Below are 18,510 nucleotides of genomic sequence, written 5' to 3' on the forward strand. Positions count from 1 at the left end.
CCCCCCCCGCAGTCAAAAATGTATCTACGAATATAATTTCGCAGGCAATCGGCACACGACGCAACGCCTCACGCCCGAATGGTCGCGTCATTGTCCGAATGGTAGTCACCAGGGGCCCTCATTGAACCGCCCATTGAGCGCCCCTCAGCGCCCCGGCTCCAAACCTTGCGAAACCGTTAGAGCCCCATAAGCCCGCGCCATGGCGCGCCAGGCCGCCGAGAAGGACGATGGCACCGCACCGTCCATACGCCGCCCGGAAGGAGCGCACATGCCCGCCATCCTGCGCGTCGCGCTCGGCAACGTCTCTCGCTGCGCGCGCGACTACTCGGTCTACCTGGTCACGCTCGCTTTTGCCGCGTGCCTGCTCTACTCGTTCAACGCCTCGGGAGACTATCTCCTGGCGATGCCGCTCACGAGCCCGCAGCTCGAGGTCATCCACAAGGCGCGCGACGTCACGGGCGCCTTCTCCGTCTTCGTGGTGCTGGTCTTCGCCGTGCTCGTGGCCTGCGCGGCCCGCTTCATCGTGCGACGTCGCTCGCGGGAGTTCGGGACGTACGCGCTGCTCGGCATGCGCGCGCCCGCGCTCGCGGCAATACTCGCGGCGGAGGGCGCGATCGTGGGGCTCGTCGCGCTGGCGGCGGGGCTCGCGCTCGGCCTTGCCGCCTCGCCGGCCTTCGGCGCGGTGGCGGCGTTCGTCTTTGGCGTGCCGTGGCGGCTCGCTTGGTCCTTCTCGCCCGCGGCGGCGCTCGACGCGTGCGCGTGGTTCGCTGGGATCGAGGGCCTCGCCGTCATGCTCTCCGTGGTGGACGTGCTGCGCCGTCCGCTCGTGGAGCTCCTCGGGCGGGACCGCGCCCCGGAGCGGCTCGCCCTCGCCGGGCGCCGCGGCGTGACGCGGGCGCAGGCGGTGCTCGCCGTGGTCCTTCTCGCCGTGGTGTGGGGCTCGTGCGCGCTCCAGCCCGGGCTCTTCGTGCTCGCGATCCTGCCGATGGGATGGGCCGCCTATGTGGCGACGTCGCTCGTCTTTCGCCTGGTGGCGACGGGCATCCCCAGCGGCATGCGCCGGAGTGCCCGCTATTGGGAGGGGCTGCGCGCCTTCACGCTGAGACAGGTGGAGGGGCACGTGTCCACGGGGTGCCAGGCGCTCTCGTGCACCTGCGTGCTCGTGGCGTGCGCGGTCTGCATGATCTGCGCGGGGCTCCTGTTCTCGGTCGGGCAGCGCGCGGCGGGGCTCGCGGACCCGGGCGCGCTCTCGGAGGCCTCGCTCGCGCCCATCGGCTACGTGGGAATCTTCTACGGGGAGGCGTTCCTCGTGGCGGCCGCGGCGGTGCTCGCGCTCCAGCAGGTGAGCCAGGCCGCGGACGGCAGGCGCGCCTACACCACGCTTGCCGCGCTCGGGGCGGACGCACGGGAGGCGCGCGGCGCCGTGCGGGCTCAGGTGGGCGTCGCCTTCGCGCTGCCCGCGGCGCTCGCCGTGGCGCACGACTGCTTTGGCCTCACGCTGGTGCGCCAGCTCGCGCGCGGCGTGCCCGACGAGGTGTTTCTCGCCATCGCGGGCTGCTCGGTTTTGGGCACGCTCGTTCTTCTCGCCCTGTACTACCTGCTCTGCGTTCGCGAGTGCTCCCGCGTGCTGCTGTCACAGGACTACAATGTGGTCTAACGTAGTAAAAAATGAACCAAACGGCAGATTCTGAGCGACTGAGGGAGATCCCATGGCAACGACAATGACGTCGCTCAACACCAAGCTGAGCGCTGAGGAGAAGGAGGCCTTCGTCAGGAACACCGCTGCCCTGGGCCTGACGCCATCCGCCGCCATCAAGGTCTTCGTCCACATGTTCAACGAGTGCGGCGGCTTTCCATTTGAGGTCCGCAGGAAGGTGAGCGACGAGAGCGTGACGTACCTCTCTGCAGATGACTACGCGCGCTTTGCGAGCGCCCTTGACTCTGCCGTCCCCGCAGCCACCCATGAGCTGCTCGATCGCGAGTTCTCATGGGAGGACTAGCGTTTCGTCGCATCCGCCCGCTTCTCGAAAATGACGACGTGAGCGGGTTTTGCTCTGGCAACAGCGACAACGACGCCTGACTCAAAGAACGCGCGCATCGCGCTATGCGCGACGGGACGGCCCGGGTGTACGTCCTGCCCCTCGCCACCGACGAGATTTGCGGATTTTACGCCCTGAGCACCCATGCGGTCGCACGAGTCGGGGCGTTTGCCGGGTCGTTGCGCAGAAACGCTCCTAACCCGATTCCCTGCACGCTGCTTGGCCAGCTTGCTGTTGACGAGCGCTGCCAGGGGGGTCGGCGGGAGCCCGCCTACTGCAGGATGCCATTCGCCGCACGGCCGCGGCGTCGCGCATCGTTGCATCGCGGGCGCTTGTTGTCGATCCGGCTGACGAGCGCGCGGAGGGCTTCTACGCCCACTTTGGGTTCCAGCGCCTGGCGAGCGATTCCCGTCGCATGTTCGTGCGGCTCTAGTGCGTCTCCCCCACCAGCTTGAGGCCGACGACGCACGCCACGAGGCCCGCGATCAGCAGCGCCTTTGGCCACGAGAACGACTCCGCGCCGGAGGCGACGCCCCATGCCACCGTGAGCGCGGCGCCGATGCCCACCCAGACGGCGTAGGCGGTGCCCAGCGGAATCGTGCGTACGGCGTGGCTCAGCCCGAGCATGCTCGCCGCGAGGGCGGCGATGAACACGATCGTGGGGACGGGCTGCGTAAAGCCCTCGGAGCGGTCGAGGGCTTGGGCCCACACGGCCTCCATCGCGCCCGACACGACCAAGATGACCCAATCCATGGCAACCTCCCAGATTATGCGCTGCAGTGATGCGCCGTCTTTGCGATTCTGGTACGGCTGCCCTCGTCAGAGACCCGATGGGTCGGGTGCATCGTAGCACAGGCGCGGGGCCCGGCGTTGTGCGCACGTGAGGGTATGTACACCGCCGCGTAAGGGTATGTACACCCGGCCTCTCATCTCTTCTCGCATCCCCGCAGCTCAGAGCCTCAGGCGAGAAGGACGGTCGAGTCGGAACGTGTACATACCCTCAAGGGCGGCTGTACATACCCTCACGCGTCGCCGTAGAGCTGCCGCGCGGCCGCGCAACGGGCTGTTTCTTGTGCGGCGTCGCCCGCCCGGTGACAATGACCCTACCGAGAAACCCGAGCAAGGAGGGAACCCATGGCCATCAAGGACGTCATCGCCGCCATCCGCAGGGAGGCGGGCATCACGCAGGAGGAGATGGCGCGCAGGCTCTACGTGACGAGGCAGGCAGTGTCTCGCTGGGAGCAGGGCGAGACGACCCCCGGGATCGACATGGTCAAGCTCATCTGCGTCACCTTTGGCGTGCCGCTCGAGCGCTTCTTCGACATGCCCATGAGCTACTACTGCCAGTGCTGCAGCATGCCCATCCCCGACGAGGAGATGCACGGCACCGAGGCCGACGGCTCCAAGAGCGCGGACTTCTGCAAGTTCTGCTACGACCACGGAGACTTCACCGCCAAGGGCATGACGATGGACGAGTTCATCGAGGCCACGGCGCCCATGGAGGCCAAGGCCCTCGGCGTCTCGCTGGACGAGGCGGTCTCGCTCATGGCCACGCTGCTGCCGCACCTCAAGCGCTGGCGCGAGGTCGCCGAGAACGAGGAGGCCTACGGTGCGGAGGTCCGGGCCGCTTACGGCAGCGAGGTGGTAGACGCCGCAAACGAGAAGTACGTGGCGATGGGCGAGGCGGCGCACCTGCAGGCAGAGGAGCTGGCGCTTGCCATCAACGAGCAGCTGCGGCGCGCGATGGAGGCTGGCGACCCGGCCGGTCCGGAGGCCCGCAAGCTCGTGGCGATGCACGGCCACTGGCTGCGCATGTACTGGCCGGACGGGCTCTACACGCCCGAGGCCCACAAGGGCCTGGCCGACGGCTACGTCTCCGACGAGCGGTTCCGCGCCTACTACGAGAAGGTGGCCCCGGGTGCCGCGCAGTTCTTACGCGACGCGATCCACGCGTGCGCATGATCAACCCAGCAGTGCGTTTCGGCGTTGTGCGCACTCTCCGGCGTTGTGTACACTGTCCCCAAGGTCCTTCTCGGCAAAACCGCAGGTAGACGAGCTGGCGAGAAGTGCGCACATCGCCGGAGAGTGTACACAACGCCAGATGAGCGTTTATCCGTTGGATGCGACGATGCGCGCGGCGACCTCATGCGGCGTGAGACCGGTGGTGTCTATGAGCTCTGTGTCGAGGTTGCGATAGCGCGGGAGATAGGAGAGCGAGCGTGCCACCGCCTCTGCGTCGCGCAAGCCCGCGCGAACGTCCCCCTCGATGCGGCGGCGTAGCTCGTCCTCGCGGGCAACCAGGGAGACGGCCCGGACCTTGGCGCCGCACTCCTCGATAGGCAGCCTCCCGAGCAACTCGTCAATGATCGCGCGCTCGTGCATGACCCAGCAGAGGATGACGTTCTCGTATGTGCTGCAGCGCAGGAAGTTGCCGAGCAGGTGGCAGATGTTGTCGAGCACCATGCGCTTGGTCTCCGGGGTCACCTGGAACGGGTCGGCGCACCAGCACCAGTCCCCGTCGAGCATGACGGAGGCGGGCAGCATCCGGTTGAGCTCGCGGCAGACGACGGTCTTGCCCACGCCCATAGGGCCGCCGATGAGGTACAGGGTCTTTGCCATGTGGGTCCCTCTGAGACTCGTGGACAGTCGAAGCTTATTATTGCAGGTAATGTAGCTTGTAAGCCTGTATCCTACCGAGATCGTTCGGCTTTGCGCTCATAGATCAGCTCCTTATCTCGTTCGATGGCCTCCCGCAGGGCGGTGTTCTTTATCGTTCTGGCAGTCACCACGTCGGCGGAGCGTCCCGTGAGCTGCTCGACCTGCTTGGAGAAGTGCTCGAGGTCGCGAAGGTTGAACGAGCGAGATGTCCCGATGTCAAGTCGGATGTCAATGTCGCTTTTATCGGAGTATGTGCCTCGTGCGAACGAGCCGAAGAGGTAGGCGCGCTCGATGGCGGGGAAGCGCGAACACACCTCTCGTATCTTATCGGCAACGAGCTGCTTTTCGTTGGCGATGTCTTGTCGTCCTTGGATGAGCCTAAGCGTCTCGGATACCTTTTGCTCTATGCGGGCGAGGGTGGCATTCTCTTGTTCGCTGTTCTCGGACTCAATGCCTTTATTTAGAAAATGGATAAACGCATCGGTTTTGCTCAGGCGGTGCTCGGAGGCAAACTGTTCGACTTCGCTCACGAGCTCTGGTGGGAGTCGCAGTGAGACGGCGGTTCTTGGCTCCCTTGCTACTGTGGAGTTCGTGGCCATCTTCTCACCTCCAATGTGTATTGCAATTGTATTACACACGAATGAGAGAGTACCGTGTGTAAGAATAGTCGCGAGCTCATCCAAAGGAGGCACGCCATGGATCTCTCGCGCATAGACGCCCGCCTTCTCACGCGCCCTGGCGCCACCAAGGCCCTCCACGAGAAGTGGGGCTGGATGGTCTACTGGGTGGGCGGCAGGCAGTTCGCCTGCGAGTTCACTGCCTCGCCCGACGCCAAGCCACCCTACGCGGGGCGCCACCTGCTCTCGCTCAAGTGCGACCCGGACCGCATCCTGGAGCTGCGCGCCGAGCACCCGGGCACGGTGCTGCCAGGCTACTACTCCGACGGGCGCACGTGGGTCTCCGTCGACCTGGACGCCGACCTGCCCGAGGACCTCATGCTCGACCTCTGCGACATGAGCTACGACCTCGTCTTCTCCAAGCTGCCAAAGCGCGTGCAGCGAGAGGTCTCCGCCGAGTAGCCGCGCAAAGATCCGTTGCTCGGCGCGCGACCCTACCTCGCGGCCTCCCGGCGCCTCACGGCAGCGTAGGCTGCCGCGCCGGCGCCGACGAGGGCGGCGACGACTACGTGACCAAGCCCTTCTCGCTCGAGGTCCTCGGCGCCCGCGTGAGGACGCAGCTCGCCCGCGACCGCCGCCCGCTCGACCGCGCCCGCGGCGTCGCGCGCCACGAGCGTACGATACCCCTCGAGCCTGAAGTACGACTCGAGCAAGTCGGCGATGTCGGCCTCGTCGTCCACTATGAGGACGAGGGGAGCGCCTCTGCCCCCGTCTCGCGTCACACCTTGAGCGACTGCAGGTACGCCTTCCGCTCAGGTGTGATACGGCGGCTCTCGCGGGCCTTCTGGAGCGCCTTGTTGCGCGTCCAGGGGTCGAGGGCGGTCGGCCTCCGCTCGAAGAGGGGCAGCGTCGCCGCGGGCTGCTTGATGAGGGCAAACGAGAAGTACCAGGCGCGCGCCATGTTGACATAGTACTCAGGACGGTTGATGCCGGCGACAAGCGCGAGGTGCTCGGGCTCGAAGGCGTCATCCAGGAAGAGCGTCATGAGCTGGACCACCCCAAAGCGCACCGTGTACTCCGGCTCCGCGGCAACCCATCCGCGGATGCGCTCGAGTGCCGCCGGAAGGTCGCGCCTGAAGGCGGGGACGCGGATGAGGTCGCAGGTCGCCCAGTTGTCAACGTGAGGGAGAAAGGCGTCGAGGAGCTCGAACGCCTCGGCGGGCGTCTTCGCCATCCGGCCGATGAGCGCGCCGTGCAGGTTATTCTCGTCGTAGGTCTCGTGCGGGAGCGCCGCGAGGAACGCGCGCGCCTCTTCGGGTCGCTCGCGTGCGAGCCTGCGGGCGTAGTCGCGCAGCGCCGGTGTGCGCACGCCAAGGATGCGCGCAGGGTCGACGGTCGGCACGAGCTTCGCCTGGAAGTCCCGATACGCGGGGTCGGCGAGTGCTTCGAGCTCGTGACGGCTGCGGCCAGCAGTGCCGCCCTTCGGTGTCTCTCCCCTCATGTAGCTCCCTTGACACGAACATGTGTTCTTATACAATGAATCTACCACACGAGCTGTGGTTTCGAAATTGACATTGACAATAGTAACGCGAGGCGATACTATGATTAGGTCATTTGCAGACAAGGATACCGAGCGGCTCTCGTCGGGATTTCGCGTTGCACGGTTCGTGGCGTTCGAGCGTGTTGCACTGAGAAAGATTCGCCAGCTGCAAATCGCAAACGAGCTGTCTGACCTCAGAATACCGCCGGGAAATCGTCTCGAGGCGCTGAGCGGAGATAGAGCTGGGCAATTCAGCATTCGCATCAACGACCAGTTCCGAGTCTGTTTTCGATGGGTCGAGGGAGGTGCCGAGGGTGTCGAAATCGTCGACTATCACTGAGCCTGTTCACGAGGGAGAGATGGTTGCCCCCATTACTCCAGGCGAACTGCTGCGCGACGAGTTCCTCGTGCCCATGGGCATCTCGCAGTACCGTCTTGCCAAGGAGACCGGCATACCCGCGCAGCGCATCGGACAGATCGTGTTGGGACGCCGCTCCGTAACTGCCGACACTGACCTGAGGCTCTGTCGCTTCTTTGGCCTGTCTGATGGGTACTGGCTGCGTGCGCAGGCGGCGTACGACATCGAGGTGGCCCGACGCAAGATCGAGCCCGAGCTCAGGAAGATAAAGCCCTTCTCCAAGATTGCCGCTGCGCTGTAGTCCGCACCACGCGGACTCTGCCAAACATCTCTCGCCACTCGAGGCCGCCCAAAGGGCGGCCTTTTGTCATCCGACAGGCAAAGAAAAATCAATCCGACCGCTCATCCGCGGGCGTCGCTGCGTTAATAGGGATAGAGGGAGGTGGCGTCGTGGGCGAGAAGAACGGGCGGACGGAGGAGGCGGAGCGCCTCGTGAGCGAGCACTATGCGGACGTGCTGCGGTACTGCCGCAGGCATGCGCCGGCGGGGCTTGCCGAGGACGCCGCCCAGGAGACGTTCCTGCGCTTCGTCCGCGCCCGCTCGCGCTACCGGGAGCGGGGCCGCGTCCGCGCCTACCTCGTCACCATCGCCCGCAACGTCTGCGCCGACATGGCGCGCGACCGCGCGTCCTCGTGGGCGGAGCTCCCGGAGGAGCTTTCCGGCGGGGGCGACCCGGGCGAGGCGGACGATCGCCGCGACCTGGCCTCGGCCCTCGCGCGGCTGCCCCGCGCCCAGCGCGAGGCGCTCGAGCTCAGGTACGGGGAGGGCCTCACGGTCGGCGAGGTGGGCGCCGCGCTGGGCATGAGCAGGTTCGCGGCGGCGCGCGCCCTGTCGTCTGGGCTCGAGGCGCTGCGGGCGGACCTGGACGCTTCGACGAACGAGTGGGGAGGCACACGATGAGAAGGCGAGAAGAACGCGCCCTCGAGGATGCCCTGAAGGACCACTACCGGGCGGTGCGCGGCACCGACGCCGCCGTGCCCCGCGCGCTCGTGGAGGCGGTCGCGGCAGAGATGGCCCGGCCCTCCCGGCCGCGGGCGGCCGAGGTCGTCGCCGGGCAGGCCCGCCGCATCGGGGCGGGGGCATGGGCGCTGCACGCGGCGCTCGTACTTCTCGCCGTGCCGTGCGCCCTCTCCGGGGTCGGCGTCGGGACGGTCGCGGCCGCCCTCGGAGCGGCGCTCGCGCTCGCCTCGCTCGCAGGCGTCACGCGCTCGCGCTCCTGCGGCATGGCCGAGCTCGAGGCGTCATGCCCGGTGAACGCCCAGGCCGCGGCGTGCGCCCGGGGGCTCGTGCTCTGCTGCGCGGACGCGCTCGCGCTCGCCCTTCTCGCCGTCCTTGCCTGCCCGGCGGGGGGCGCGACCTGGGCAGTGCTCGCCCAGGGCCTCGCGCCCTACCTCGCCGCCCTCGGGGCGGGGCTTCTCGCCGCCCGCCGCGCGGCGAGCCCTGACGCGACCGTCGCTGCCGTCTCCGCGGCGGCCGGGGTGTGCGCCGCCTGCGTCCTTGCCCGCACCCTCTTTCCGGCGGCCTTCGGCCCGGCGGCGGCGCTCGCCTGGTGGGCTGCGGCGACGGCGGCGCTCGCCTTCGCTGCGGTTCAGGCCCGCGCGTGGCTGCGCGCGGCGGCGTCCGGCTTCGCCGACGCCCCCGCACCCGCCGGGGCGCTCTAGAGGCTCGCCTCAAAGTGCGCCCTCTGCACGATCGAGGACGCACCAACAGGGGAATCGTGAGCCGCCTCGCGCAAAGGGTGCGTTTTCGACTCGCGGGGGCTCGTCTTGCGAGACGCTCCCGACAACCCGACGATGAGAGGGGATTGCGAACATGGAACTGACGCTCGACCGGCTGACCCGGGAGTTCGGGCCCAAGATCGCCGTTGACCGCGTGAGCGCGACGCTCGGACCCGGCGTCTACGGCCTGCTCGGCGCCAACGGCGCCGGCAAGACCACGCTCCTGCGGATGGTGTGCGGGGTGCTGCGCCCCACGTCCGGCGAGGTGCGCTACGACGGAGCGCCCGTCGAGCGCATGGGCGACGCCTACCGCGCGCTTCTCGGCTACCTGCCACAGGACTTCGGCTACTACCCCGAGTTCACGGCGCTCGACTTCATGGAGTACATGGCCGCCCTCAAGGGCCTCGGCCGGCGCGACGCGCGCGACCGCTCGCTCGCCCTGCTGGAGCGCGTGGGCCTCGGCGGCGAGGAGCGCCGCCGCATCCGGACCTTCTCCGGCGGCATGCGCCAGCGCCTCGGCATCGCGCAGGCCGTCCTCAACGACCCCGAGGTCCTCGTGCTCGACGAGCCCACGGCCGGGCTCGACCCCAAGGAGCGCGTGCGCTTCAGAAACCTCATCGCCGGCTTCGCCCAGGACAAGATCGTCCTGCTCTCCACGCACATCGTCTCGGACGTGGAGTGCATCGCCGACGAGATTCTCGTGATGCGCGCGGGCTCCGTCGTCCTCTCGGGCGCACCCGCCGGTCTCGTGGCCGAGGCGAGGGGAAGGGTGTGGGAGGCCGTCGTCCCCGCCGGCCAGGCCGAGGCGCTCGAGGCCAGGCTCTGCGCGAGCAACGTGCGCCACCTCGAGGGCGGGCGGGCGCTCCTGCGCTACGTCGCAGACCAGCCGCAGGTCGCGGGCTCCGTGCCGGCCGATCCCACCCTCGAGGACCTCTACCTGTACGTGTTCCGCGACGACGCGCACGCCTCCCGGCAGCAGGCCCCGCGTGGCCGCCGCGGCGCCCATATGAAGGAGGAACGTCATGGCTAGGCTCATCCTGTTCGAGCTCAAGAAGATGCTCGCGCGGCGCACGGCGCTCGCGGCCAACGTCGGCGTGATCGTGTTCCTCGTGGCCATCATGGCGCTCAACGTGGTGCAGACCAAGACGACGGACGCCACGGGTGCGATCATCTCGGGCACAGACGCCATCGCGCAGATGCGCGCAGAGGCCGAGAAGCACGCCGGGCCCGTCACCGCCGAGCGCGCCGCGGCGGACATCGCCGCCTACCAGGAGCGCCTCTTCTCGCGCCTTGACCGCGACGAGGTGACCCAGATGACGGGCTCGGCCGTCTATGACCTCATGTTCCAGAGCTTCTCCGACGAGGAGGTCTACGAGCTCTACAACCCGTACTGGAGCTGGCTGCTGAGGCCGTGGCGCGTCTCGGGCGAGGAGCCGGCCCAGACGGCGGCGCGCGTGACGCCCGAGATGGCGGCGGACTGGTACGGCGCCGTCTCCGAGCTGACGCAGGACGCCCTCGACGTAGGGCAGGGTGGCATGTGGGAGTACTCCGAGGCGGAGCGCGCCTACTGGACCGAGATGCGAGCCTCCGTTCCGGAGCCCGTCGCATACGGCTACTCGGGCGGTTGGGACAACGTCGTCAACTGCGCGGCGTTTCTCGTCTTCTCGATCCTGGCGGTGTGCGTGACGCTGGCGCCCACGTTCTCCTTCGAGTACCAGTCCGGAGCGGACGCGGTGGTGCTTGCCACGAGGCGGGGCCGCTCCACGCTCGTTGCGGCGAAGGTCATTGCCGCGCTCGCCTACGCGACGGCGTACCTCTTGCTCTGCGCCGCCATCATCGTGGGGTTCTCGCTTGTCTTCTACGGGGCGGACGGCTTTGGGCTCTCCATCCAGAGCATGGCGCTCTCCTCGCCCTACCCGCTCACGGCGGGCCAGGCGGCGCTCGTCCTGGTGGGCCTCATGTACGTCGTGTGCCTGGGCTTCGCGTGCCTCACGCTCGCCCTGTCCTCGCGCACGAGCTCGACCCTCGCGGTCTTCCTGACGGACGTGGTGCTCGTCCTGCTCACGGGGCTTGTCCCGTCGGGCGGCGTCGGGATCCTCGAGCGCGTGCTCGCCCTCTTCCCGCTCAACTTCGCCAACTTCAGCGTGCCCTTCTCGGCGCTCGAGTCCTACCCGCTGGGCCCGTTGGTGCTCGACCTGATCGGCATGGTGGTCGCGGTCTACGCCCTGCTCGCCCTCGTGTCAACGCCTCTGGCGGCATTCTCCTTCAGGCGGCGCCAGGTGGCGTAAGAGCCTTGCTTCCATAGATATCAATTAGCGGAAGTGAAATCTGATTCACTTCCGCTAATTGAGGTTACGAGAAGTAAAAAAGACCCAGCGAGAGGTCCGAGTGAGGGGTGAGGAGCATGTTGTCAGCGGTCGGCTACGAGGAGCTTCCTTGGCATATCGATCCAAACGAGAGGGACCTCATTCCCCGAAGCGCCCGCAGGAGGATGTCCGCGACCTACCAGGCGTCCATTCCAGCCTCTATTTCCAATCTCAGCCCGGCTGTTCCGGAGGCCACCTCGGCACGCATTGACGACCTGCTGATGAGGCTCGCCCGCTTTGACGAGGCGCAGGCTGCACGTGGCTACGACCTGCCTGCGCTCCTGCTGCGAAGCGAGTCCGCGGCAAGTTCCCAGATCGAGCACCTCACCTCGAGCGTCCGCGATGTCGCTCTTGCCGAGCTCTCGAACGACGCTCCGGCCAATGCGCGCATCGTTCAGGGTAATGTCGCGGCCATGCGCGCGGCGCTCAGACTGCCGTCGGATATCTCGATCGATCAGGTCAAGGCCATCCATCGCTCCTTGATCGAGCCGACGGGTGCGTCGTTTGGGGGAGAGCTGCGAGACGAGCAGGTGTGGGTCGGCGGGACGGCATACGGCCCGCATGGGGCGCTCTTCGTTCCGCCCGCCCCAAGTCGAATCATGGGCTGTCTTGAGGATCTTGTCGCTTTTGTCGGCAGGGATGACATTAGTCCCATTGCCAAGGCGGCGGTCGCTCACGCTCAGTTCGAGACAATCCATCCATTCATCGACGGAAACGGGCGCACGGGCAGAGTCCTTCTCCACCGTATTCTCAGGAACGAGGGCGTGCTCACGCGCGCCACGCTTCCCGTCTCCGCAGGCCTCCTCCACGACGTCGACGCCTACATGGAGTCGATTGAGGCCTATCAGGGTGGCGACTACCTGCCCATAGTGGAGAGCGTGCTGAGCGCGCTCGAGCTTGCCCTCGTCATCGGCGGTCGCGTCTCTGCTCTCATTGACAGTGTGATGGAAGGCTGGGAGTCCGCCATAACCGAGCGCGCCGGATCGGCCATCTGGCGTCTCCCTCCTCTGCTGGCAGAGCAGCCGGTTGTGACCGTCGCGTATGTCGCGGAGCGTCTGGAAATCACTTCGCGTGCCGCCTCGACCCTGGTCGCGAGAGCGTGCGGGTATGGGATGCTACGTCCCCTGGGGACGCGTCGGCGGGGCGACTTCTACCAGAGCGACGAGCTCATCGACGTCCTTGAGGAGATATCGAGCATGGAGGGCGTTCGACGCATGCTCGCGCGGTGAGACGGGAGCCATTGACGAGGGCGGGAGCCCACATCTCCGCTTCGTTGTGTACACCGTTCGGCGTCGTGTACACGGTCCTCGACGTCCTTCTCGGCGGATGTGCAGGTAGACGAGCTGTCGAGAAGTGCGCACAACGCAGGAAGGTGTACACAACGCAAGAGGGTGCGCACAACGTCAGCGGGACCTCTGCCGGCCCTACTCCCCGTCCACGCGGCGACGGAGCTGCTTGACCTGACCGCGGGCGCGCTTGGAGTCGAGACGCCTGCGCTTCTGGGAGGCGGGAACGCGGGTCTTCTTGCGCGGCCGAGGCGGGCGGGCACGGCGCCGGCAGATCTCGAGGATCTTCTCGACGCAGCGCTCGCGGTTGCGCAGCTGGCTGCGGCTCTCGCGCGAAACCACGGTGATGCCGGTAGGGACGTGGCGCATGCGCACCGCGGAGTCGGTCGTGTTCACGCCCTGGCCGCCCGGTCCCGTCGCGCGAAAGACCTGCACCTCACAGGCACGGGCAATCTCCTCGGGCGTCTGTCGCGCGAAGGCGGCGTAGTCGCGATGCGTGAGCCCTGTCTCCCCCACCGCGCCCCCTACAGGACCACGCCCGCGCGGACGCGCTCCACGGCCTCGTCGCCGAGGTAGTGGCGGACGATCTCGAGCGCAAAGGGCATCGCGGTCCCCGCGCCCTGGCTCGTGATGAGGTTGCCGTCCACGACGACGGGCTCGTCGGCGAGAAGCTCCGCCCCCTGCTCGGCGAGCACGTGCTGGAAGCCGGGGTTGGAGGTCGCGCGGCGACCCTTGAGCAGCCCGAGCTCGGCAAAGATGGAGGGGGCGGCGCAGATGGCGGCGAGCGGCCTTCCCGCCTCGGCGCGGGCGACGACCTCCGCGCAGAGCGGCTCGCAGGCGCGCAGGTTGGGCGTGCCGGGGATGCCGCCGGGCAGCACGAGCATGTCGTAGTCGTCGAAGGCAAAGCCTTCGTCGTCGATGGAGCGCTTGCAGACGATGGTCACCTCGTGGGAGGAGGTCACCGTGCGCTCGGGCGTGATGGCGACGGTGTCGCACGGAATGCCCGCGCGGAAGAGCAGGTCCACGACCGTGAGGCCCTCGATCTCCTCGAGCCCCGGGGCGATGAGGACGGCGACACGCCTGTCGGTTGTCTGCTTGACCATGTGATGCCTCCTTGTGACGAGACCCCGCCGGCATGCCAGGCGGGGCCCTCGGGTGAACGCCTGCGACCTCGCCTAGTCCTCGATGCCGGCCTCCACGGCGGCGGCGATGGCCTCGGCGTCGTCGGTGTCGCGGACGAGCGCCTTGAACTCGTCCTTCATGAGAAGGACGGCGGTCTTGGAGAGGAGCCTGATGTGGGTGGTGCCCGCCTCGTCGTCCGGGACGAGCAGCGAGATGGCGACGTCGATGGGCTTGTCGTCGAAGCTTGGCCACTCGATGGCGTGGTCGTTCTTGACCACGATGACGGCCGGCTCCTTGATGGCGGTCGACTTGGCGTGCGGAACGGCGAAGCCGTCGGTCATGCCGGTCTCGCCCATCTCCTCGCGGGCAACGAACGCCTGATAGACGGCGTCGGCATCATCGGTGACGCCGAGCTCGGCAGCCTTGTCGGAAATGAAGCGAAGCATGTCCTCGCGCGTGGCCAGGCTCTGCCCGACGAAGACGTTCCCAGCCTTGACAAAGTCGCTCACGTAAGTCCTCCTTCATCACGAGGGAGTCCTCCCCCCGCACCCAAAGTCAAGCCCATCATACCTAGTTTGTACGCGAGAAGAACCCAGAAGCTGGGATTTCTTGGCCTATCGTGACGGCGGCTCGATCCCGAGGTGCTCGAAGGCGGCAAACGTTGCCTGGCGGCCCTGCGGCGTGCGCACGATGAGACCGCGCTGCAGCAGGTAGGGCTCGTAGACGTCCTCGAGGGTGGAGGGGTCCTCGGAGACCGCGCTCGCGACGGTGGTGAGCCCCACCGGGCGCCCGCGGAAGGTCTCGCAGAGCGCCGTGAGGATGCGCACGTCCATCGTGTCGAGGCCCATCGCGTCGATCTCGAAGAACTCGAGCGCCTCCGCGGCGACCTCCCAGGTGATGGTTCCCTCGCGCTTGACCTGGGCGTAGTCGCGCACGCGCTTGAGCAGGCGGTTGGCCAGGCGCGGCGTCCCGCGCGAGCGCGAGGCGATCTCCGCCGCGCCCTGCTCGTCGATCTGCACGCCGAGGATCTGCGCCGAGCGCCCCACGATGACGGCGAGCTCGGAGGTGGTGTAGTAGTCCAGGCGGTACGAGATGCCAAAGCGGTCGCGCAGCGGGCCGGTGAGAAGCCCCGTGCGCGTGGTGGCGCCCACGAGCGTGAAGCGCGGGACGTCGATGCGGATCGATCGCGCCGCCGGCCCCTTGCCGATCACGATGTCGAGGAAGAAGTCCTCCATCGCCGGGTAGAGGATCTCCTCGATCTGGTGGTTGAGGCGGTGAATCTCGTCCACGAACAGGACGTCTCCGGCCTCGAGGTTGGTGAGGATGGCCGCGAGGTCGCCCGCACGCTCGATGGCGGGGCCCGAGGTGGTGTGCATCTTTGCGCCCATCTCGTTGGCGACGATGCCGGCGAGCGTGGTCTTGCCCAGCCCCGGGGGGCCCGAGAAGATCACGTGGTCGAGCGCCTCGCCGCGGTCGCGCGCGGCCTGGATGAGCACGCGCAGGTTCTCGCGGACGCGCTCCTGGCCGATGTACTCGTCGAGCGTGCGCGGGCGCAGCGTACGGTCCTGGTCGAGGTCCTCGGCCGTGAGCTCGCCCGAGACGTCGCGCGGGCCCACCGGGCGGCGCTCGGAGGCGCCCGCGCCGGCGAAGAGGTCCTTCTCGCTCGACTCCCACATCATCTACCACTCCCCAGGCGCCGCAGCGCGTAGGCGAGCACCTGCTCGACGCTCACGGCCCCCGCCTCGGCGTGGCCCTCGAGCGCGAGCTCGGCCTCCTGGGAGGTGAAGCCCATCGAGAGCAGCGCCTCGGTCGCGTCCGCCTCCACGCCGGCGCCCGCCGCCGCGACAGATCCCAGCGGCAGCGACGCCGCGTCCGGGCTCGAGAGGCCAACCAGGCCGCGGAGCTCGGCGTTTTTGGAGAAGACGTCCGAGAGCTCGACGATCAGGCGGCTCGCCTTCTTGCGCCCCACGCCCGGGACCTGCGCCATGCGCGCCGTGTCCTGCGTGGTCACGACCTGGGCGAGGACGGAGGGAGAGAAGGTCGAGAGCACGGCGAGGGCGAGCTTCGAGCCCACGCCCGAGATGGCGCGCAGCTGGTCGAACAGGGCACGCTCCTCGCGCGTGGCGAAGCCGTAGAGCTCCATCGAGCCGTCGCGCACGACCATGCGCGCGAGCACGGTCACACCGGACTCCCCCACGTGCGGCAGCGACGCCGCGGTGGTCGAGGACACGCCGAGCTCAAAGCCCACCCCGCCCACGTCGAGCACGATATGAGTGGGCAGCACCTCGACGAGCGTGCCGGTCAGCTGGACAATCACGCGAGAACCCTCCTTGCCTGCTCGAGGCTCCTTGTGCGGGTGAAGTTGGCGTGGCAGACGGCGGCGGCGAGCGCGTCCGCCGCGTGGTCGGGACGGGGCTCGTGGTCGAGCTCGAGGACCGTGCGCACCATGTACATGACCTGGCGCTTGTCCGCCGCGCCCGTGCCGACCACGGCCTGCTTGATCTGCATGGGGGTGTACTCGCCCACCGAGAGGCCCGCCGTCGAGCACGCCACGATGGCGGCGCCGCGCGCCTGCGCGGTGGCGATGGCGGACTTGGTGTTCTCGCCGAAGTAGATGCTCTCGATGGCGAGCTCCGTGGGGCCGTACCTCTCGATCACTTCCCTGAGCCTGCGGTAGATGCGGCCGAGGCGAAGGTCGATGGGCTCCGAGGCCGTGGTGGTCACGCAGCCGTAGGCGCGCGCCCGGCAGACGGGGCCGCGCGTCTCGACCACGCCCCATCCGGTGTGGGCGAGTCCCGGGTCTATGCCGAGAATGACCATGAGCCCCCTTCTGCCATTACTAGAACGTTCGTTCTATCATAGCACACGGCCACGGCTTGGCAAGGGTCGCGTCAGTTCTCGGAGAAGGGGCCCTCCCAGAGCGGCCGGGGGCCCTCGCCCTGTCCCGGATGGCGGCCGTGCCCCTCCGAAGGCGCCCCGTGCGCGGGACCGGAGAACGCCCCGCCCTGGGAGAAGTCCCTGAGGTAGCCGAGAAGGTCGTGCACCTCGCGCTCGCGATCGCGCTCGGAGACCGCCGGGATGTCCGGGCGCCCGGGCGCGAGCGCCCCCGTCTGCGCGAGGGCCTCCACGGCCTCCTCGACGCGTATGCGCTCGTCGTCGGCGCGAACGCGGTCGGACCAGGCGAGCCCGATCGGCCCGCGGGCCTCCGAGAGCGTCTTCGACGTGAGGGCGACCGACCTCGCGGCCATGCCCTGCCGCTCCTGGGCCGCGCGCATGAGCTCGACGATGGCGGCGGCGGCCTCGGGACGCCCGTGGTCGGCGACGATGTCGGAGAGCGGCTGCTCCCACTCGACGTAGCTCGAGAGCACGAGGTCGACGAACTCGAGGCGCACCTCGTCGGAGGCGAGCGCCTCGAGCCCGGGCACCTCAGGCACGCCGAGGCGCCTGAAGGCCCCCGCCGGGATGGCCGGGGAGATGGTGTTTCTCAGGTGCGCGAGGGCAACGACCTCGGAGCGATACACGTCGGCGAGGGGGCTCAGCGCAGCCGCGCTCAGGCCGGCGCCGTCGCCGAGGGCACGGCCCGTCTTGTCGGCGGACCCCAGCGCGACGCAGCCCGTCCGCCGCGCGAGCTCGGCGAGGCGCGCCTGCGCGAGGTCGGCGGCGAGCGCGCGGTCCCTCTCGCCCGAGAGGTCGAGGCGCGAGACGTTCTCCGCGGGGAGCCTGAGCGCGGAGACGAGCCGCTCGGACGCGTCGTCCGCGGCGGCGTCCCCAGTGGCGAGCACGAGCGCGCGCACGCGTGTGGGGCCGAGGGCGTCGGTGGCGAGGGCGCACGTCACCAGCGAGCCGAGGCTGCCGTCGAGAAGCGCGCAGACCCCCTGCGCCCCGAGCCGCGCGCACGCGTCCGAGACGCCACGGGAGAGCGCGCCCCAGGCCATGAGGGTGCCGTCGTAGACCTCGGGGGTGAGCGGGGCGGCGAGCGGGCCCTCGGCGGAGGGGTCGACGTCGCAGACGAGCAGGGCCTCCTCAAGGCTCGGAGCCTGGGCGGCGAGCTCACCCCACGGCGCGAGGACAAAGCTCGAGCCGCAGAAGACCTGCGAGTCGTAGGACCCCACGGCACCCACGCCCACGATCCAGGCGCCCGTCGCCTCGGCGTCGGCGAGGAAGCGGCCCTCGGTGAGCGAGCTGCCGAGCGCGCTCGACGCGTCATCGAGGGCAAACCCGTAGCCGCTGAGGTAGACGATGACGTCGACGTCGTACTCGAACTCGTCGTACTCGTCGAGGTCGTCGTAGTCGAAGGCGACGCCCAGGCGCGCGCCGGCGAACTCGAGCTCGGGCAGGGGCCGCGCCTCGGGCGCCCCGGACCCCTGGCTCGCCGCGACCGACTGGAGGTACGCCGCCAGCCTGACGGGGACGATCCCGCCGTCTGCGATCAGCATCGCCTCGGGGAGGGGCGCGCCGTCGATGTCGGCCAGCACCGGCACCAGGCAGGGGCACGCCAGCTCGTCGACGAGCCCGAGCAGGCACTCGGCGAGGTCGAGCAGGAACCCCTCGCGGTCGGCGTAGCTCACGGGGGCCACGCCGCAGAGCGCCGGCGCGGGAAAGACGAGCAGGTCGGCCCCCTGCCCCGCCGCGCGCTCGGACAGCTCGACCATGCGCGCCGCCGTCGCGGCGAACTCCCCCGCCCTCGTGCCCATCTGGGCGATCGCGATTCTCATGCGCCCTCCAGTCGTCGCTCTTCTCGCTCAA

At 68.5% G+C, this 18,510-nt stretch carries 22 protein-coding genes and 1 pseudogene; 11 read left to right on the top strand and 12 right to left on the bottom strand.

Annotated elements, in window-relative coordinates; all coding sequences use genetic code 11:
• The first annotated feature begins 268 nt into the window (after positions 1–268).
• Positions 269–1,657: an FtsX-like permease family protein gene (locus B5F85_RS00005; RefSeq protein WP_087313165.1), complete on the top strand. Its 1,389-nt coding sequence runs from the start codon at positions 269–271 to the stop codon at positions 1,655–1,657.
• Between the two features lie 52 nt (positions 1,658–1,709).
• A complete protein-coding gene (locus B5F85_RS10750; protein WP_143786101.1) occupies positions 1,710–2,000 on the top strand; it encodes a hypothetical protein in 291 nt (96 codons plus the stop codon).
• A gap of 468 nt (positions 2,001–2,468) precedes the next feature.
• Here the strand turns inward: B5F85_RS10750 and B5F85_RS00015 are convergent, their stop codons facing one another.
• Entirely contained in the window at positions 2,469–2,792 is a 324-nt protein-coding gene (locus B5F85_RS00015; RefSeq protein WP_087313167.1) for a multidrug efflux SMR transporter, read from the bottom strand.
• A gap of 381 nt (positions 2,793–3,173) precedes the next feature.
• On the opposite strand from B5F85_RS00015, the gene B5F85_RS10505 reads away from it, so the two are divergent.
• Positions 3,174–4,001, top strand: coding sequence for a TipAS antibiotic-recognition domain-containing protein (locus B5F85_RS10505; protein WP_143786102.1), 828 nt, complete (start codon positions 3,174–3,176; stop codon positions 3,999–4,001).
• Between the two features lie 147 nt (positions 4,002–4,148).
• Here B5F85_RS10505 and B5F85_RS00025 read toward each other — a convergent pair whose 3' ends face one another.
• Together B5F85_RS00025 and B5F85_RS00030 are read right to left on the bottom strand one after the other, a co-directional pair.
• Entirely contained in the window at positions 4,149–4,658 is a 510-nt protein-coding gene (locus B5F85_RS00025) for an AAA family ATPase (protein WP_087313169.1), read from the bottom strand.
• Between the two features lie 71 nt (positions 4,659–4,729).
• Positions 4,730–5,296 (bottom strand): nucleotidyltransferase domain-containing protein, encoded by a 567-nt coding sequence (locus tag B5F85_RS00030; protein ID WP_087313171.1) that lies wholly within the window; start codon positions 5,294–5,296, stop codon positions 4,730–4,732.
• A 96-nt stretch (positions 5,297–5,392) separates the two neighbouring features.
• Between B5F85_RS00030 and B5F85_RS00035 the strand changes: the two genes are divergently transcribed.
• A complete protein-coding gene (locus tag B5F85_RS00035) occupies positions 5,393–5,776 on the top strand; it encodes an MmcQ/YjbR family DNA-binding protein (protein ID WP_087313173.1) in 384 nt (127 codons plus the stop codon).
• Positions 5,777–5,808: 32 nt separating this feature from the next.
• Here B5F85_RS00035 and B5F85_RS10625 read toward each other — a convergent pair whose 3' ends face one another.
• Positions 5,809–6,054: a hypothetical protein gene (locus tag B5F85_RS10625; RefSeq protein WP_158094529.1), complete on the bottom strand. Its 246-nt coding sequence runs from the start codon at positions 6,052–6,054 to the stop codon at positions 5,809–5,811.
• A 38-nt stretch (positions 6,055–6,092) separates the two neighbouring features.
• On the bottom strand, positions 6,093–6,815 hold the full coding sequence (locus B5F85_RS00045) for a DNA alkylation repair protein (RefSeq protein ID WP_087313176.1): 723 nt from the start codon (positions 6,813–6,815) through the stop codon (positions 6,093–6,095).
• A 100-nt stretch (positions 6,816–6,915) separates the two neighbouring features.
• On the opposite strand from B5F85_RS00045, the gene B5F85_RS00050 reads away from it, so the two are divergent.
• From B5F85_RS00050 to B5F85_RS00080, 7 genes are all read left to right on the top strand, one after another.
• The gene (locus B5F85_RS00050) at positions 6,916–7,194 is read left to right on the top strand and encodes a type II toxin-antitoxin system RelE/ParE family toxin (RefSeq protein ID WP_087313178.1); all 279 of its coding nucleotides are present in this window, start codon (positions 6,916–6,918) and stop codon (positions 7,192–7,194) included.
• A gap of 19 nt (positions 7,195–7,213) precedes the next feature.
• Positions 7,214–7,513: a HigA family addiction module antitoxin gene (locus tag B5F85_RS00055; RefSeq protein WP_204204582.1), complete on the top strand. Its 300-nt coding sequence runs from the start codon at positions 7,214–7,216 to the stop codon at positions 7,511–7,513.
• A 149-nt stretch (positions 7,514–7,662) separates the two neighbouring features.
• The gene (locus B5F85_RS00060; protein ID WP_087313181.1) at positions 7,663–8,172 is read left to right on the top strand and encodes a sigma-70 family RNA polymerase sigma factor; all 510 of its coding nucleotides are present in this window, start codon (positions 7,663–7,665) and stop codon (positions 8,170–8,172) included.
• On the top strand, positions 8,169–8,933 hold the full coding sequence (locus B5F85_RS00065; protein ID WP_087313183.1) for a hypothetical protein: 765 nt from the start codon (positions 8,169–8,171) through the stop codon (positions 8,931–8,933). Before B5F85_RS00060 ends, B5F85_RS00065 begins: the two co-directional genes overlap by 4 nt.
• 151 nt (positions 8,934–9,084) lie before the next feature.
• Entirely contained in the window at positions 9,085–10,020 is a 936-nt protein-coding gene (locus B5F85_RS00070) for an ABC transporter ATP-binding protein (protein ID WP_087313185.1), read from the top strand.
• Positions 10,013–11,278, top strand: coding sequence for an ABC transporter permease subunit (locus B5F85_RS00075; RefSeq protein ID WP_087313187.1), 1,266 nt, complete (start codon positions 10,013–10,015; stop codon positions 11,276–11,278). The genes B5F85_RS00070 and B5F85_RS00075 overlap by 8 nt, the downstream gene beginning before the upstream one ends.
• A gap of 119 nt (positions 11,279–11,397) precedes the next feature.
• The gene (locus B5F85_RS00080; RefSeq protein ID WP_158094530.1) at positions 11,398–12,585 is read left to right on the top strand and encodes a Fic family protein; all 1,188 of its coding nucleotides are present in this window, start codon (positions 11,398–11,400) and stop codon (positions 12,583–12,585) included.
• A gap of 195 nt (positions 12,586–12,780) precedes the next feature.
• On the opposite strand, the pseudogene B5F85_RS00085 reads toward B5F85_RS00080, so the two are convergent.
• From B5F85_RS00085 to B5F85_RS00115, 7 genes and pseudogenes are all read right to left on the bottom strand, one after another.
• Positions 12,781–13,077, bottom strand: a pseudogene (locus B5F85_RS00085) (peptide chain release factor-like protein); the annotation flags it as partial.
• Between the two features lie 89 nt (positions 13,078–13,166).
• Positions 13,167–13,745 (bottom strand): DJ-1 family glyoxalase III, encoded by a 579-nt coding sequence (locus B5F85_RS00090; RefSeq protein WP_087313193.1) that lies wholly within the window; start codon positions 13,743–13,745, stop codon positions 13,167–13,169.
• 72 nt (positions 13,746–13,817) lie between these two features.
• Positions 13,818–14,273, bottom strand: a complete 456-nt coding sequence (locus B5F85_RS00095) for a fructose PTS transporter subunit IIA (protein ID WP_087313195.1) — start codon at positions 14,271–14,273, stop codon at positions 13,818–13,820.
• Positions 14,274–14,378: 105 nt separating this feature from the next.
• The gene (gene ruvB / locus B5F85_RS00100; protein ID WP_087313198.1) at positions 14,379–15,440 is read right to left on the bottom strand and encodes a Holliday junction branch migration DNA helicase RuvB; all 1,062 of its coding nucleotides are present in this window, start codon (positions 15,438–15,440) and stop codon (positions 14,379–14,381) included.
• Entirely contained in the window at positions 15,440–16,081 is a 642-nt protein-coding gene (gene ruvA / locus B5F85_RS00105) for a Holliday junction branch migration protein RuvA (protein WP_087313200.1), read from the bottom strand. The genes ruvB and ruvA overlap by 1 nt, the downstream gene beginning before the upstream one ends.
• Positions 16,078–16,584, bottom strand: a complete 507-nt coding sequence (gene ruvC, locus B5F85_RS00110) for a crossover junction endodeoxyribonuclease RuvC (protein ID WP_087313202.1) — start codon at positions 16,582–16,584, stop codon at positions 16,078–16,080. The genes ruvA and ruvC overlap by 4 nt, the downstream gene beginning before the upstream one ends.
• A gap of 71 nt (positions 16,585–16,655) precedes the next feature.
• Positions 16,656–18,479, bottom strand: a complete 1,824-nt coding sequence (locus tag B5F85_RS00115; protein ID WP_087313204.1) for a nitrilase-related carbon-nitrogen hydrolase — start codon at positions 18,477–18,479, stop codon at positions 16,656–16,658.
• Positions 18,480–18,510: the final 31 nt, after the last annotated feature.

The sequence above is a fragment of the Olsenella sp. An293 genome, assembly GCF_002159495.1.
Taxonomy (GTDB): domain Bacteria; phylum Actinomycetota; class Coriobacteriia; order Coriobacteriales; family Atopobiaceae; genus Thermophilibacter.

Coding starts and splice junctions, on each gene's coding strand:
- B5F85_RS10750 (WP_143786101.1), top strand. CDS start 1,710: ATGGCAACGACAATGACGTCGCTCAACACCAAGCTGAGCGCTGAGGAG.
- B5F85_RS10505 (WP_143786102.1), top strand. CDS start 3,174: ATGGCCATCAAGGACGTCATCGCCGCCATCCGCAGGGAGGCGGGCATC.
- B5F85_RS00015 (WP_087313167.1), bottom strand. CDS start 2,792: ATGGATTGGGTCATCTTGGTCGTGTCGGGCGCGATGGAGGCCGTGTGG.
- B5F85_RS00070 (WP_087313185.1), top strand. CDS start 9,085: ATGGAACTGACGCTCGACCGGCTGACCCGGGAGTTCGGGCCCAAGATC.
- B5F85_RS00075 (WP_087313187.1), top strand. CDS start 10,013: ATGGCTAGGCTCATCCTGTTCGAGCTCAAGAAGATGCTCGCGCGGCGC.
- B5F85_RS00045 (WP_087313176.1), bottom strand. CDS start 6,815: ATGAGGGGAGAGACACCGAAGGGCGGCACTGCTGGCCGCAGCCGTCAC.
- B5F85_RS00090 (WP_087313193.1), bottom strand. CDS start 13,745: ATGGTCAAGCAGACAACCGACAGGCGTGTCGCCGTCCTCATCGCCCCG.
- B5F85_RS00025 (WP_087313169.1), bottom strand. CDS start 4,658: ATGGCAAAGACCCTGTACCTCATCGGCGGCCCTATGGGCGTGGGCAAG.
- B5F85_RS00030 (WP_087313171.1), bottom strand. CDS start 5,296: ATGGCCACGAACTCCACAGTAGCAAGGGAGCCAAGAACCGCCGTCTCA.
- B5F85_RS00005 (WP_087313165.1), top strand. CDS start 269: ATGCCCGCCATCCTGCGCGTCGCGCTCGGCAACGTCTCTCGCTGCGCG.
- B5F85_RS00035 (WP_087313173.1), top strand. CDS start 5,393: ATGGATCTCTCGCGCATAGACGCCCGCCTTCTCACGCGCCCTGGCGCC.
- B5F85_RS00115 (WP_087313204.1), bottom strand. CDS start 18,479: ATGAGAATCGCGATCGCCCAGATGGGCACGAGGGCGGGGGAGTTCGCC.
- B5F85_RS00065 (WP_087313183.1), top strand. CDS start 8,169: ATGAGAAGGCGAGAAGAACGCGCCCTCGAGGATGCCCTGAAGGACCAC.
- B5F85_RS00055 (WP_204204582.1), top strand. CDS start 7,214: ATGGTTGCCCCCATTACTCCAGGCGAACTGCTGCGCGACGAGTTCCTC.
- ruvC (WP_087313202.1), bottom strand. CDS start 16,584: ATGGTCATTCTCGGCATAGACCCGGGACTCGCCCACACCGGATGGGGC.
- B5F85_RS00050 (WP_087313178.1), top strand. CDS start 6,916: ATGATTAGGTCATTTGCAGACAAGGATACCGAGCGGCTCTCGTCGGGA.
- ruvB (WP_087313198.1), bottom strand. CDS start 15,440: ATGTGGGAGTCGAGCGAGAAGGACCTCTTCGCCGGCGCGGGCGCCTCC.